We start from the raw sequence: 13,194 nt of genomic DNA, 5'->3' as shown, positions 1-13,194 counted from the left end.
GAGAGGTCGGCCGCGCAGCGGCCGGGTGAGGGGGCTCCGGCTGTTCAGGACTGGGGAGGGTGGTTCCCCCTCACCCCAACCCTCTCCCCCTCTGGGAGAGGGAGTACGGTGCACCGGCTCGACGTCTCGCATTGAGTTTTGCGACCCTCCCCTCAGGGGAGGAGGGCGAGCGTCATGCTCAAAAGAAAAAGGCCCCGCAGAGCGGGGCCTTTTCTCTTCAAGCGGGGCGTTGCGCCAAGTTCACTCGCCGAAGCTCGGCTGCTCGACGGGGGCGGCACTTTCCTCCTCGCCCCCCTCGGGCCGCTCGGCGCGCGAACGGTAGCGGCTGCGGCGGCGGCGGGTGCCGGCGAGGCGCTCCTCGCCCCCCTCTTCACCCTCGGGCGCGGGCTGGACGGGGGCTGCGGGCTCGACGGCCTGCGGACGCTCTTCCTCGATGAACTCGCGCGGCTCGGGGCGCGGGGCGCTGCCGGTGATGAAGGACGGCAGGCCGAGCTGGGCTTCCTCCTCGCGGGGGAAACGCTCAGTGCGCTCCTCGCGAGGCTGGCGCTCCTCACGGGGCGGGCGGTCTTCACGCGGCGCGCGAGGCGGGCGCGGCGGCCGGGGCGCATAATTGCCCTGTTCCTCCTCGCGGGGCGGCCGAGGGGCGTAATTCCCCTGATCGTCCTCGCGGCCGCGGCCACGGAATTCGCGGGGCGGCTGCTGGTAGCCTTCGCCACCCTCTTCCTCGCGGCTGCGGCGCTGATAGCCGTTCTGGCGGTTGTCGCGCTGGCCGCGATCGTCACGCGGCGGGCGATCTTCGCGCGGACCGCGATCGTCCCGAGGCTGGCGGTCATCGCGCTGGCCGCGGTCGTCACGCTGGCCACGATCGTCGCGCGCCTGGCGCTGATCGCGGGGCTGATAATTGTCGCGCTGCTGGAACTGCTCGCGCTGCTGGTAGGGCTGCTGATACGGCTGCGGCGCCTCGAGGCCGCCGACATCGTCGTCCTCGCCCTCGTCCATCTCATCACCCTGGCCGAAGCCCTGCTGGGGTGCGAACTGGGCCTGGAGGGAGGCGATGAGGCGCTGATAGTGCTCGGCGTGCTGGTAATAGTTCTCGGCCGCCACATAGTCGCCGGAGGACTGGGCGTCGCGGGCCAGCTGCTGGTACTTCTCGGCAATGTGATGGGCGGTGCCGCGCACCTTCACGTCAGGACCGTTGGATTCGTACACCCGCGTCAAAGGGTTCGAGCCACGGCGGTTGTTGTTCTGCCGGCCGCGCATGCGCTTCTGCTGACCATTTCTCATCTGGATCGTTCTCTACTCGCTCGGCAGCACCGCCACCGTTTCGCCCCCGGCACCAATGGACTGGAGCCGAGGCTGCCAGCCGTTTCCGGGGACAGATATGACGGATGACCGTCTTTCACGGCCGGGGGCAACGCCCCAGGCCTGTTGAAGCAAAACCTTGAAGAATCAGGATCCGTTTGCCCATGAGCCCCGCTCCGCGCACCCGCGCGGCCAGCCAACCCATCCTCCGCACAGCCACGCCGGGCGTGCGCGCGAGAAACTGGTAATGCATTCGTCCCGTGAAGGAGATTGCGGCACGGTCTCGGCGCGCCACCACATCGCCTTTCCTCACACCCGAAGCATCTGTTCAGATTTCGGGAGCGCGCTTCAGCCCTGTGGACTTTGCCCCATGGGCCAATGCATCGGTTCGACTCCTAGGACAGGACACTAGCCAGTTCGCCCCGCCCTTCCAAGCGATTTTTTCGTGACGGTGCGGTGTCCAAAGCGTTACGGCCGCACGCAGGCCAGCGCCCGGGGGATGCCGCCAAGGTCCCGTCGGGCGGGGTGCGGCACGGTGAGGCCCGCGTGCCGTAGCAGCCCCGTCACCGCCGCCTCCTGCCCGATGCCCAGCTCCAGGACGGCGATGCCCCCCGTCTTCAGCAGCCGCGGCAGGTCGGCGGCAATGGCGGCATAGGCATCAAGCCCTTCCGTACCGCCATCCAGCGCCGCCAGGGGATCGTGCCGCCGCACCTCGACATCGAGCCCGCCGATATCGCCGCTCGGGATGTAAGGCGGGTTGGAGACCACGAGGTCGAATGGCCCCGCCAAAGCGGCGGCCCAATGGCCCGAAAACACCAGCACCCGCGCCCCTAAGCCCAGACGCGCCAGATTGTCGCGCGCCGTGATGGCGGCGCCTTCAGAGCGGTCCACGCCCACGCCGGTCGCTTTCGGCAGTTCCACGAGCAAAGCGGCGAGGATCGCCCCGGAGCCCGTGCCGAGATCGAGGACGCTCAGTTGTGCCTGCCTGTCGCCGATATGGGCCAGGGCTGCCTCGACCACCGTCTCGGTATCCGGCCGGGGCACCAGGGTCTCCGGCGAGAGGAGGAAGGGCAGGCTCCAGAATTCCCGCTCGCCCAGGATGCGCGCCACAGGCTCGCCGGCGAGGCGCCGCGCCAGCAGGGCCTCGGCCCGCAGGCGCTCCTCTTCCGCGACCGGCGCGTCGGAAAGAAGCGCCCCTGCATCCTCCCGGAGGGCATGAGCGAGGAGGAGGCGCGCATCCAGCTCCGCGCCAGGGATGCCCGCCGCCGTGAGCCGCACCGCCATCTGCCGGCGCAGGGCGGAGCGGAATATGGCGCTCATCCCTCGGGGGCTCACGTTTCGGCGGAGGCCATCAGCTCCGCCTGGTGCTCGGTGATGAGCGCGTCGAGGATCTCGTCAAGTGCCAGCCCCGCGATCACTTCCTCCAGCTTGTAGAGGGTGAGATTGATGCGGTGGTCTGTGACGCGCCCTTGCGGGAAATTATAGGTGCGGATGCGCTCGGAGCGGTCGCCGGAGCCCACTTGCCCGCGCCGGTCGGCGGCACGGCCAGCCTCCGAGCGCTGGCGCTCCTCGTCCACCATGCGCGAGCGCAGCATGGCCATGGCGCGGGCCTTGTTGCGGTGCTGGGAGCGCTCATCCTGCACTGCCACCACGATGCCGGTGGGGATGTGGGTGATGCGCACCGCGCTCTCGGTCTTGTTCACATGCTGGCCGCCGGCGCCCTGGGCACGGTAGACGTCGATGCGCAGGTCGCTCTCATTGATGTCCACGTCCACCTCCTCCGCCTCGGGCAGCACCGCCACGGTGGCGGCGGAGGTGTGGATGCGGCCGGAGCCCTCGGTCGCGGGCACGCGCTGCACCCGGTGGACGCCGGATTCGAACTTCAGCCGGGCGAAGGCGCCGGCGCCGTGGAGCGCGGCGATCACTTCTTTGTAGCCGCCCATGGTGCCCTCGCTCTCGGAGAGCACCTCCACCGTCCAGCCCCGCTCGGCGGCATAGCGCGAATACATGCGGAACAGGTCGCCCGCGAACAAGGCGGCCTCGTCGCCGCCCGTGCCGGCGCGCACTTCCAGGATGACGCCGCGGGAATCCATGGCGTCCTTGGGCAGGAGCGCGATCCGCACGGCGGCGGTCAGGCGCTCCAACTCGGCGACGAGGCGCTCCTCCTCGCTCAGCGCCAGCGCCCGCATGTCGGCGTCGGTGTCGGGATCGTCGAGCAGTTCGCGGGTCTCGGTGAGATCGCGGGCGGCGGCGCGCAAGGCGCGCACCTCCTCCACCACAGGGGTCAGCTCGGAGAATTCGCGGCCGAGACGCACATATTCCTCACCCTCCGCGCCGGCGGCCAAGAGGGCCTCCACCTCGGCATGGCGAGCAACCAACTGGTCGAGCTTGGCGATGGGCAGTTTCGAGAGAAGAGGGTCGTCGCTCAAAGGGGCAATCCGCTGATGTCAGCAAAAGCGCGCAGCGTGGTGCGCACGTCGCTGACGCCGGAGGTATCCTCCAGCATGGGAAGCAAGACCGCACGGGCTGCGCTGACGTCGAGCTGGAGCAAGGTGGCCTTCACCGGGCCGACGGCGGCAGGGGAGAGGGAGAGGGAGCGATAACCCACCGCGGCCAGCGCCACCGCCTCCAGCGGCCGCGAGGCCAGCTCCCCGCAGAGGGTCACGGGCTTGCCGTGGCGCTCGCCCGCCTCCGCCACCGCGCGGAAGGCGCGCAGGGCTGGCGGGCAGAGGGGGTCGAAGCGGTCGGCGACGCGCACATTGCCCCGGTCCGCCGCGAACAGGAATTGCACGAGGTCGTTGGACCCCACGGAGAGGAAGTCCACGCGGGAGAGGATCTCGTCCAGCTGGAACAGCAGCGAGGGCACCTCCACCATGGCGCCCACGAACACCCGGTCCGGCAGACCGTGGCCATGCTTGCGCAGATGGGTCAGTTCGCGCTCCAGGATGGCCTTCGCCTGGTCGAACTCGCTCGCCGCCGCCACCATGGGGAACATGATGCGCAGCTCGCGTCCCGCGCCCGCCCGCAGCAGAGCGCGGAGCTGGCTGCGCAGAAGCCCGGGCCGATCGAGGCCGAGGCGGATGGCGCGCCAGCCGAGGGCCGGGTTCTCTTCCTCCACGGTGCGCATGTACGGCAGCACTTTGTCGCCGCCGATATCCAGCGTGCGGAACGTCACCGGCCGGGTGCCGGCTGCGTCCAGCACCGCGCGGTAGAGCTTCAGCTGCTCGGAGATGCGCGGGAAAGTGGAGGCGATCATGAACTGGAGCTCGGTGCGGAACAGGCCGATGCCTGCCGCCCCCGTCTCGGCGATGTGCGGCAGGTCCACCAGGAGGCCGGCATTGAGGTTGAGGTCGATGGCGACCCCGTCCTTCGTCACCGCCGGCTTGTCGCGCAGCGCGGCATATTGCGCCTGCCGGCGGGCACGGAAGCGGGCCTTCTCGGCATAGGCGGCTTCCACGTCCCCCGGCGGGCGCAGATGCACCTCGCCGGCCTGGCCGTCCACGATCACCGGGTCGCCGGGCTCCACCAGTCCGGTGGCGTTCTCCACCTGCCCCACAGCCGCGATGCCCAGCGCGCGGGCGACGATGGTGACGTGGCTGGTGGTGCCGCCCTCTTCCAGTACGAGGCCGCGCACGCGGGTGCGGTCATAATCCAGCAGGGCCGCCGGGCTCATGTTGCGGGCGAAGATGACCGCATTCTCCGGCAGGTCCAGGCGGTCGGCGGAGCGCACGCGGCCGGTCAGTTCCCTCAGCAGCCGGTTGGCGAGGTCGTCCAGATCGTGCAGCCGCTCGCGCAGATAAGGGTCGGAGGCGCGCATGATGCGGGCGCGGGTGTCGGACTGCACGCGCTCCACCGCCGCCTCGGCGGTGAGGCCAGTCAGCACCGCCTCGCGCATCTTGTGCATCCAGCCGCGGTCGTGGGCGAACATGCGGTAGGCTTCGAGAATCTCGCGGTGCTCGCCCGCCTTGGAGAGTCCGTCATCCTCCAGCAGCAGGTCGATGGAGGCGCGCAGCTTGCCGATGGCGGCGTCCAGCCGGGCCGTTTCGCGCTGCACGTCGTCGGCGATGACGTTGGTGACGACGATGCGCGGCTCGTGCAGCACCACATGGCCGAGGCCGAGCCCGTCGGCCAGGGGGATGCCGGACAGATGCACCGGCCGGCGGACGGCCGGCTCGGCGCCGGGCTTGGCGAGGGCGGTGAGCTCGCCAGAGGCGATCATCTCCGCCAGCACCATGGCCGTGGTCTGGAGCGCCTCGACCTCCTCTTCCGCATAGGTGCGGTGGGCGCGGTTCTGCACCACCAGCACGCCGAGGGTATTGCCGCCGCGGAGCACCGGCACGCCGAGGAAGGAATTATAGATCTCTTCGCCCGTCTCCGGCCGGTAGGAGAATTCCGGATGGTTCTGGGCGTCGGAGATGGCGACCGGCTCGGCCTCGCGCGCCACGTGGCCGACAAGGCCCTCGCTCACGCGCATCACGGTCTGGTGGACCGCGTCCCGGTTCAGGCCTTCCGTTGCGTACAGCTCGAGAGTCTGGTCGACGCGCAGCACATAGACCGAGCAGACTTCCGCCACCATGTTGGCAGCGATAAGCACAACGATCTTGTCCAGGCGGTCCTGCGCGCTGACCGGCTCCGCCATGACTTCGCGGAGGCGTCTCAGGAGAACGCGGGGGCCGCCGAGCGCGCCACGCATCGGCCGCATCCTTAATGAGGTACCCGGGGACCGCTGACCCGGGTGGGTTGCGGGTGGCGCCCCCCGCGCCAAATCGTCAGCCGCTGGCTCGCGCCAGATTTCAGCTATCGAGACCGTATAGCGAATGGAGAGTCCGCACCGCAAGCTCGGTATAAGCCGCATCGATCAGGATCGAAATCTTGATCTCAGATGTGGTTATGGCGCGAATGTTGATGCCCTTCGCCGCCAATGCCTTGAAGGCTTCCGCTGCGACGCCCGCGTGGGAGCGCATGCCGATGCCGATGACCGACACCTTCACCACATCAGGCTCGCCCTCCAGCGTGTCGTAGCCGATGGCCCCGCGCGCCTTCGTCAGCGCGTTCTTGGCGCGCTCGAAGTCGGCGGTGGGAACGGTGAAAGTGATATCGGTGAAGCCGTCCGCCGACACGTTCTGGACGATCATATCCACATTGATGTGCGCCTCGGCCAGGGGCCCGAACACCGCCGCGGCGATGCCCGGCTTGTCGGCCACCCGGCGGATCGAGACCTGGGCCTCGTCGCGGGCGAAGGCGATGCCGGTGACGACCTGGGATTCCATCTGGTTTGCCACGATTTCCTCCTCCTCGCAGATGAGCGTGCCCGCCGCCTCGGCCGTGCCCATGTGGGGCGCATCGGGATCTTCGAAGCTGGAACGCACGAAGGTGCGCACCTTATGCACCATGGCAAGCTCTACCGAGCGCACCTGGAGCACCTTGGCACCGAGGGAGGCCATTTCCAGCATTTCCTCGAACGCCACCTTGGGGAGGCGCCGCGCGCGGGGCACCATGCGTGGGTCGGTGGTGTAGACGCCGTCCACGTCCGTATAGATGTCGCAGCGCGCGGCGCCGATGGCGGCGGCAATCGCCACCGCGCTCGTGTCCGAGCCGCCGCGCCCGAGGGTGGTGATGCGGCCGGAGGGCAGGTGGATGCCCTGGAAGCCAGCGATCACCGCCACCTCGCCCGAGTCCATCTGCGCCGTGAGGGCCGTGCCGTCGATCTCCATGATGCGGGCGGAGCCATGGGCATCGTCCGTGGAGATGGGGATCTGCCATCCCTGCCAGGAGCGGGCGGAAAGGCCCATATTCTGGAGTGCGACGGCGAGCAGCCCCGACGTCACCTGCTCGCCCGAGGCGACCACGGCGTCATATTCGCGGGCATCGTGCAGGGTCGCGGCGTCGCGCACCCAGCCCACCAGTTCGTTGGTCTTACCGGACATGGCGGAGACTACGACGGCCACCTGATGGCCGGCCTCCACCTCGCGCTTCACATGGCGCGCCACATTGCGGATACGATCGATTGTGGCGACCGAGGTGCCGCCGAACTTCATCACCAGCCGAGCCATGGCTCGCGTCTTTCTTCAAAAAAGGGGGATCTCAGGGAGGAAAGCGTCGGCGGTGCCCGCCGTGCGCGACGTCATTTTCGCGCGCGTTTGCTCCCGTGGCGCCCGATGGCGCGGCAAGACATGTCGATGATCGTGGCCTGTTGGCGCATTCCCTCAACCCTCCCCGCACGAACGTTGCGCGCGGGTTCTGCAAAGTGGGCGCCTAAATAGCGGGGCGCGGGCGCGACGGCAACTGGGAGGTTTTTCGAACTGCTGGAGCGCCCTACTCCCTCTCCCGCTTGCGGGAGGGGATTGCGCGGCAAGGGCGCTCCCTCACAGCATGGAGGGCAGCACGCGGTCCGGCGGCCGGTGGCCGTCCATGAAGGTCTTGATGTTGACGATGACCTTCTCGCCCATGTCGATGCGGCCTTCCAGCGTCGCCGAGCCCATGTGGGGCAGCAGCACCACCTTGCCGTGCTTGGCGAGGCGCACCAGCTTGGGGCTCACCGCCGGCTCGTGCTCGAACACGTCGAGCCCGGCCCCGGCGATCTCCCCGGCCTCCAGCATGCGGATGAGGGCATTCTCGTCGATCACCTCGCCGCGCGCCGTGTTCACCACGTACGCGTCCGGCTTCAGCAGCTTGAGGCGGCGGGCGGACAGGAGGTGGTAGGTGGCCGGCGTGTGGGGGCAGTTGATCGAGACGATGTCCATGCGGGCAAGCATCTGGTCGAGGCTTTCCCAATAGGTGGCTTCCAGCGCTTCTTCCGTTGCCTGGGGCAGGGGGCGGCGGTTGTGGTAGTGGATCTGCAGCCCGAACGCCCTGGCGCGGCGCGCCACTGCCTGGCCGATACGGCCCATGCCGATGATGCCGAGGCGCTTGCCCCAGATGCGCCGGCCGAGCATCCAGGTGGGCGACCAGCCGCTCCATTCCGACTGGTCTCCGCCGGCGAGCACCTGCGCGCCCTCGGTGAGGCGGCGCGGCACGGCGAGGATCAGCGCCATGGTCATGTCGGCGGTATCTTCGGTGAGGACCGCCGGCGTGTTGGTGACGGTGATGCCCCGGTTCAGCGCGCTCGCCACATCGATATGGTCGATGCCGTTGGAGAAGGAGGCGATGAGGCGGAGATTTTCGCCCGCCTGGGAGAGGATGGCGGTGTCGATCCGGTCGGTGACGGTGGGCACCAGCACGTCGGCGACCTTCACCGCCTCGACCAGCGCCGCCGCGTCCATGGGCACGTCGTCCACATTGAGCCGCGTGTCGAACAGTTCGCGCATGCGCGTCTCGACCGTGTCGGGCAGTTTCCGCGTGACGACGACGAGCGGTTTCCGACGCGCCATGGCTTCCCGTTCCCCGTTTCTTAACCCTTCTCGTTCCGTCTATCAGACAGCCGGGGAAACACAATGGGCTGAAGGTGCCCGGCCCTTGACGGCGCTCGACGTGGGGCGCAGACGAAGGCGCGCGACACAGGCGGGAAGGATGACGGGAATCATGCGGAAGATGGGACTTCGCGACGCCCTTTTTGCCTCAGTCCTCGCTTTTCTCGCCTTGCCGGCCGCAGCGGCTTCTGACGATGCCGGCACCGGCCTACCAGTGCCGCGTTTCGTCTCGCTCAAGGCCGACAAGGTGAACGTCCGAAACGGGCCGAACAAGGACCAGGACGTGTCCTGGATCTTCTCCCGCGCCGGCCTGCCCGTGGAGATCACCGCGGAGTTCGAGACCTGGCGCCGCATCCGCGATTCCGAAGGCTCCGAGGGCTGGGTCTACCATTCGCTTCTTTCGGGACGGCGCACCGCTCTGGTGGCGCCATGGGTCAAGACCGGCACCGTCTCGCTGCGTGAGAAGGCCAATGCGGATGCCGCCGTCACCGCCCGCCTGGAGCATGGGGTGCTCGGCACGCTGAAGAGCTGCGATGGCCAGTGGTGCCGGTTCATGGGGCCGGGCTTCGACGGCTTTGTGGAGCAGAGCCAGCTCTGGGGCGTCTATCCCGGCGAGAAGGTGGATTAGGCACGCGCCTTCCGTCTCGCACTGAACCAGCAGCTAAGCCTTTTTTGTCATGGGCCCCTCGCTGGACATAGCCGGCTACCACAACTATATCGAGAGTGTACCTCTGGTTGTGGGGCGGGGTTGTGGACTCGTTTGTGGTCTCTGTTGTCTGCTATTGGCTGGCAGCTTCGCTCGCCATAGTCGTGCTCGTCACCCTGGTGCGGATGGCCAGGGGCAGCATCCAGGATACGGACCGCACCTTCTGCTTCATCCTCGCGGGGATGCTGGTGCTGGCGCTGCTGTTCTCCGCGGCGGGCTGGGCGGTGTCCTCCAAGGGCCGGTTCTTCGGATCTACGCCGGTCGTGCCGACTTTGCGGCGGGCGTGACCGCTCGCAGGGCTTTCCCGGGTTCCGGCCGGGGGAGGGGCAAAGAAAAAGCCCTCCGGCAGGGCCGAAGGGCTTCTGATCTCTCGCGATGCAGGGCGGGTCAGGCCTTGCCGGTCTTCCGGCGCAGGCGCACCACCACATCGACGCGCGCCACCTCGTAGCCTTCCGGCGGCTCGGGCAGGCGGTCCACCATCACCTCTTGCTCGGGAATGTCCACGAGCTCGTTATGACCCTCCACGTAGAAGTGGTAGTGGTCCGAGGCGTTGGTATCGAAGTAGGTCTTGGAGCCGTCCACGGCCACTTCGCGCAGTAGGCTCACTTCGGTGAACTGGTGCAGCGTGTTGTAGACAGTGGCGAGCGATACCGGGAAGCGGGCGCGGATCGCCTCTTCGTGCAGCATTTCCGCCGTCACGTGCCGGTCGCCCTTGGCGAACAGCAGCCAGCCGAGCGCCAGGCGCTGGCGGGTGGGGCGCAGGCCGACCTCGCGAAGCATTTCGCGCACGTCATGGAACGGGCAGCCGGTGCGGCGCGCCGAGGAGACGTCGCGCAGCTGGGCGACGGGGAGGACTGCGTCGCTCTCCGCGTGAATGCTGCGAAGCGGAATACCGTCGCCGAAAATGGCCCTCGTGCGTGATGTATCGCTCATCGTTTGTCTACAATCTCAATCGGACAAAGGCGGATGACCCAGGGGCCACCATCGCATAGCTGGCATAACGTATAGCGTGACAGGACGTCGATTGCCACCATTATAGATTGTAGTTATGCCAATGTAATTCAACGCCCTCAATGCCTTACTTGTGAAACGACAGGCATCGCGCCCCGCGCTATCGCCGCTTCGCCCGGCCTATGATGTTGAGATGGTGATGGATCTTCGTTCTCCAAGGACTGCCTGCCTTGTGAACGCGCTTGGCGCGGCCTTCGCACTTGCGGCAGCGTGGTTTTTCCAGCTCGTTGTTGGTCTTGCCCCTTGTCCGCTCTGCCTTGACCAGCGCTTGCCTTATTATGCTGCGGTGCCTCTTGCGCTCGTCCTGGCGGTGCTTGCGGCCCGTGGATATCACGGCATTGCCAGGGCCGGCCTGTGGCTGCTGGCGGCGCTGATGCTGGTGAATGTGGGCCTCGCCACCTATCACGCGGGCATCGAATGGCACTTCTGGCAGGGACCCACCGCCTGCAGCGGCACTGCGCCCGTGGCGGTCAGCGACATTATGTCCGCCCTGAAGACGGCCCACGTGCCGCGCTGCGATGAGGCGGCGTGGCGCTTGCTCGGGATTTCGATGGCGGGCTGGAATGCGCTGATCGCGCTGGCGCTGGCCGTCGTGGCGATCTGGGGCGCGACGGCACCGAAGCGGGCCTGAGCTTACGGGTCGAGCTCGGTGTCCCAGTAGAGATAGTCGAGCCAGCTCTGGTGCAGGTAGTTGGGCGGGAAGTGGCGGCCGTTCTGGTGCAGATCGTGCACGGAAGGCTGGAAGGGCATTTGCGCGGGCCACATCCCCACATGTCCCGGCATGTCGCCGCCCTTGCGCAGATTGCAGGGGGAGCAGGCGGCCACCACGTTTTCCCATGTGGTCTGGCCGCCGCGCGAGCGGGGAATGAGATGGTCGAAGGTCAGGTCATCGCGCGAGCCGCAATATTGGCAGGTGAAGCGGTCACGCAGGAAAACGTTGAAGCGGGTGAAGGCGGGGTGCCGGGACGGTTTGACGAAGGTCCTCAGCGACACCACGCTCGGAAGCCGGATTTCGAACCCGGGACTTCGTACCGCCTTGTCGTAGTATTCGACGATGTTCACGCGATCGAGGAACACCGCCTTGATCGCATCCTGCCACGACCAGACAGACAAGGGGTAGTAGCTCAAGGGGCGGTAGTCCGCATTGAGCACGAGAGCCGGCCAAGCACCAGGTGATATGGCAGCCGTCAAGGGTCGGAACTCCTCACCCTTCCGCGTCGAATCGGTCCCAGCCTCCCCGACGCGCGGCGATACTGTATATGGAGCATGTCAATCTTGTGAAGCACTTCTACCGCGTGCGGCACGAAGGGCCGGCAGTCGGCTTAGCTTCGGCGTGACAGGTTCCGGGCGATGAAATCACCGCCGAGGGTAAGGCCCACCTCGTCGATGCCGTGGCCGAGACCATGGCTGAGATGCCATTCCACCGGCACGCCGGCGCCGGCGAGCCCGTAGCTTGAGGCGAACAGCGCCTCGGCGGGGATCACCTGATCCTCGCTGCCGTGGAGCAGGAGGATGGGCGGCGGCGCAGGGTGTGCCTCCGCCTCCCGGGCCGCGCCCGCCCAGAGGCCGGAATAGGCCACCACCACGCCCGGCGCGGCGCGCATCCTCAGCGCCACGTTGAGCGCCATCATGGAGCCTTGGCTGAAACCCACCAGCGCGAGCCGGCTCGGCGGCAGGCGCAGGCGCTCCAGCTCTGCGCAGAGAAACTGCTCGATGCCGGGGGCGGCCGCCTCCACCCCGCGGGCCAGCTCCTTGAGGTCCATGCGCGACAGCGGAAACCATTGCCGCCCCACCGGCGCTTCAGTGCAGGGGTCCGGCGCGTGGGGTGCCACGAAGGCGGCGCCGGGCAGAAGGTCCGCCCACGCGCCGCCAATATCGATGAGGTCGCGCCCGTCCGCCCCATAGCCATGGAGCAGCACCACCAGCGCGTCGGGCGCGCCGCCGGAACGGGGCGGGAGGCGGGGGCCATCGAGAAGGGGCATGGAAGACCTCAGGCGGAGTGAAACCTCAGGTGGGGACACCGATGCGGGCGCGGCGGGCACCATAATAGGCCCAGAGCAGCTGCGCCGCGACGCCCCGGCAGGGCCGCCAATCCTCGGCGATGGCCACCAGCCCGAGGGGCGAGGCGCGCCCCGGCAGCCCGAACGCATCGCCCGCCGCCACCTGCAGGGCGAGATCCCCGTGGGGGAAGGCATCGCCCCGTCCCAGGCAGAACAGCAGATAGATGTCGGCGGTCCAGAGCCCGATGCCCGGCAGCTTGGTGAGATAGGCCGCCGCTGCGTCCGCTTCCATGTCTTCCACATGGGCAAGGTCCACCTCGCCCGAGACCAGGGAGTTGGCGATGCCGGTGAGGGTCCGGATCTTCGGTGCGGAAAGGCCCGCGGCCTTCAGTGCGGCAGGGTCTGCCGCCAGGATGCCCTCGGGGGTCGCGTCGCCGCCCATCGCCGCGTCGAGCTTCGCCTGGATGGAGCGCGCCGCCGCCACGGAGAGCTGCTGGGCGATGACGATGGCGACGAGGCCGGAAAAGCCCGGCGCCCGGCGCCGGAGCGTCGGCCGCCCGGCCAGCTCCAGCAAGGGATGCAGCCGGTCGTCCAGCGTCAGGAGATGGTCCAGGGCCGTGTCGAAGGCCGCCTGGTCATGAAGCCTTGGTTCGGGAAGGTGCGGCATGGACATCGCCTTTCAAGCCAAACCAATCGCGTCAAACCAATCGCGCCGTGAGCGCGACCTGATAGATTTGCGCGTGCGTCCCTGTCATGCCCGCGCTTG

Annotated in this window: 13 protein-coding genes; 3 read left to right on the top strand and 10 right to left on the bottom strand. The window is 68.1% G+C overall.

Annotated elements, in window-relative coordinates:
- Positions 1-240: 240 nt before the first annotated feature.
- The 6 genes from ABLE91_RS22795 to ABLE91_RS22770 form a co-directional block, all read right to left on the bottom strand.
- On the bottom strand, positions 241-1,284 hold the full coding sequence (locus ABLE91_RS22795) for a DUF4167 domain-containing protein (protein ID WP_348934572.1): 1,044 nt from the start codon (positions 1,282-1,284) through the stop codon (positions 241-243).
- A gap of 486 nt (positions 1,285-1,770) precedes the next feature.
- On the bottom strand, positions 1,771-2,622 hold the full coding sequence (gene prmC / locus ABLE91_RS22790) for a peptide chain release factor N(5)-glutamine methyltransferase (protein ID WP_348934570.1): 852 nt from the start codon (positions 2,620-2,622) through the stop codon (positions 1,771-1,773).
- Positions 2,623-2,633: 11 nt separating this feature from the next.
- Complete coding sequence (prfA, locus tag ABLE91_RS22785; protein ID WP_348934569.1) at positions 2,634-3,731, bottom strand: peptide chain release factor 1; 1,098 nt, start codon at positions 3,729-3,731, stop codon at positions 2,634-2,636.
- A complete protein-coding gene (gene ptsP, locus ABLE91_RS22780; protein ID WP_348934568.1) occupies positions 3,728-5,995 on the bottom strand; it encodes a phosphoenolpyruvate--protein phosphotransferase in 2,268 nt (755 codons plus the stop codon). Before ptsP ends, prfA begins: the two co-directional genes overlap by 4 nt.
- Before the next feature lie 100 nt (positions 5,996-6,095).
- On the bottom strand, positions 6,096-7,355 hold the full coding sequence (locus ABLE91_RS22775) for an aspartate kinase (protein WP_348934567.1): 1,260 nt from the start codon (positions 7,353-7,355) through the stop codon (positions 6,096-6,098).
- Between the two features lie 312 nt (positions 7,356-7,667).
- Positions 7,668-8,672 (bottom strand): 2-hydroxyacid dehydrogenase, encoded by a 1,005-nt coding sequence (locus ABLE91_RS22770; RefSeq protein WP_348934566.1) that lies wholly within the window; start codon positions 8,670-8,672, stop codon positions 7,668-7,670.
- A gap of 151 nt (positions 8,673-8,823) precedes the next feature.
- Here ABLE91_RS22770 and ABLE91_RS22765 point away from each other — a divergent pair, with 151 nt between their 5' ends.
- Positions 8,824-9,339, top strand: coding sequence for an SH3 domain-containing protein (locus tag ABLE91_RS22765; protein WP_348934565.1), 516 nt, complete (start codon positions 8,824-8,826; stop codon positions 9,337-9,339).
- A gap of 122 nt (positions 9,340-9,461) precedes the next feature.
- A complete protein-coding gene (locus ABLE91_RS22760) occupies positions 9,462-9,704 on the top strand; it encodes a hypothetical protein (RefSeq protein WP_348934563.1) in 243 nt (80 codons plus the stop codon).
- 100 nt (positions 9,705-9,804) lie between these two features.
- On the opposite strand, the gene irrA is transcribed toward ABLE91_RS22760, so the two are convergent.
- Positions 9,805-10,350, bottom strand: coding sequence for an iron response transcriptional regulator IrrA (irrA, locus tag ABLE91_RS22755; protein ID WP_348934562.1), 546 nt, complete (start codon positions 10,348-10,350; stop codon positions 9,805-9,807).
- 211 nt (positions 10,351-10,561) lie between these two features.
- Between irrA and ABLE91_RS22750 the strand changes: the two genes are divergently transcribed.
- Positions 10,562-11,059 carry a disulfide bond formation protein B gene (locus ABLE91_RS22750; RefSeq protein ID WP_348934561.1) on the top strand — a complete coding sequence of 166 codons (498 nt, stop codon included), beginning with the start codon at positions 10,562-10,564 and terminating at the stop codon, positions 11,057-11,059.
- Positions 11,060-11,061: 2 nt separating this feature from the next.
- On the opposite strand, the gene ABLE91_RS22745 is transcribed toward ABLE91_RS22750, so the two are convergent.
- From ABLE91_RS22745 to ABLE91_RS22735, 3 genes are all read right to left on the bottom strand, one after another.
- Entirely contained in the window at positions 11,062-11,619 is a 558-nt protein-coding gene (locus tag ABLE91_RS22745) for an HNH endonuclease (RefSeq protein WP_348934559.1), read from the bottom strand.
- Between the two features lie 131 nt (positions 11,620-11,750).
- Entirely contained in the window at positions 11,751-12,410 is a 660-nt protein-coding gene (locus ABLE91_RS22740) for an alpha/beta hydrolase (RefSeq protein ID WP_348934557.1), read from the bottom strand.
- 25 nt (positions 12,411-12,435) lie between these two features.
- Positions 12,436-13,095: a DNA-3-methyladenine glycosylase family protein gene (locus ABLE91_RS22735; protein WP_348934556.1), complete on the bottom strand. Its 660-nt coding sequence runs from the start codon at positions 13,093-13,095 to the stop codon at positions 12,436-12,438.
- Positions 13,096-13,194: the final 99 nt, after the last annotated feature.

The organism is Aquabacter albus (assembly GCF_040049275.1).
Lineage (GTDB): Bacteria > Pseudomonadota > Alphaproteobacteria > Rhizobiales > Xanthobacteraceae > Aquabacter.
The sequence above is the reverse complement of the archived record's forward strand: the minus strand, read 5'-3'. Positions and strand labels throughout refer to the sequence as shown.

Excerpts from the sequence above, each read along its gene's own strand:
- ABLE91_RS22795 (WP_348934572.1), bottom strand. The coding sequence starts at position 1,284 with ATGAGAAATGGTCAGCAGAAGCGCATGCGCGGCCGGCAGAACAACAAC.
- prmC (WP_348934570.1), bottom strand. The coding sequence starts at position 2,622 with ATGAGCGCCATATTCCGCTCCGCCCTGCGCCGGCAGATGGCGGTGCGG.
- ptsP (WP_348934568.1), bottom strand. The coding sequence starts at position 5,995 with ATGCGTGGCGCGCTCGGCGGCCCCCGCGTTCTCCTGAGACGCCTCCGC.
- ABLE91_RS22775 (WP_348934567.1), bottom strand. The coding sequence starts at position 7,355 with ATGGCTCGGCTGGTGATGAAGTTCGGCGGCACCTCGGTCGCCACAATC.
- ABLE91_RS22770 (WP_348934566.1), bottom strand. The coding sequence starts at position 8,672 with ATGGCGCGTCGGAAACCGCTCGTCGTCGTCACGCGGAAACTGCCCGAC.
- ABLE91_RS22765 (WP_348934565.1), top strand. The coding sequence starts at position 8,824 with ATGCGGAAGATGGGACTTCGCGACGCCCTTTTTGCCTCAGTCCTCGCT.
- irrA (WP_348934562.1), bottom strand. The coding sequence starts at position 10,350 with ATGAGCGATACATCACGCACGAGGGCCATTTTCGGCGACGGTATTCCG.
- ABLE91_RS22750 (WP_348934561.1), top strand. The coding sequence starts at position 10,562 with ATGGTGATGGATCTTCGTTCTCCAAGGACTGCCTGCCTTGTGAACGCG.
- ABLE91_RS22740 (WP_348934557.1), bottom strand. The coding sequence starts at position 12,410 with ATGCCCCTTCTCGATGGCCCCCGCCTCCCGCCCCGTTCCGGCGGCGCG.
- ABLE91_RS22735 (WP_348934556.1), bottom strand. The coding sequence starts at position 13,095 with ATGCCGCACCTTCCCGAACCAAGGCTTCATGACCAGGCGGCCTTCGAC.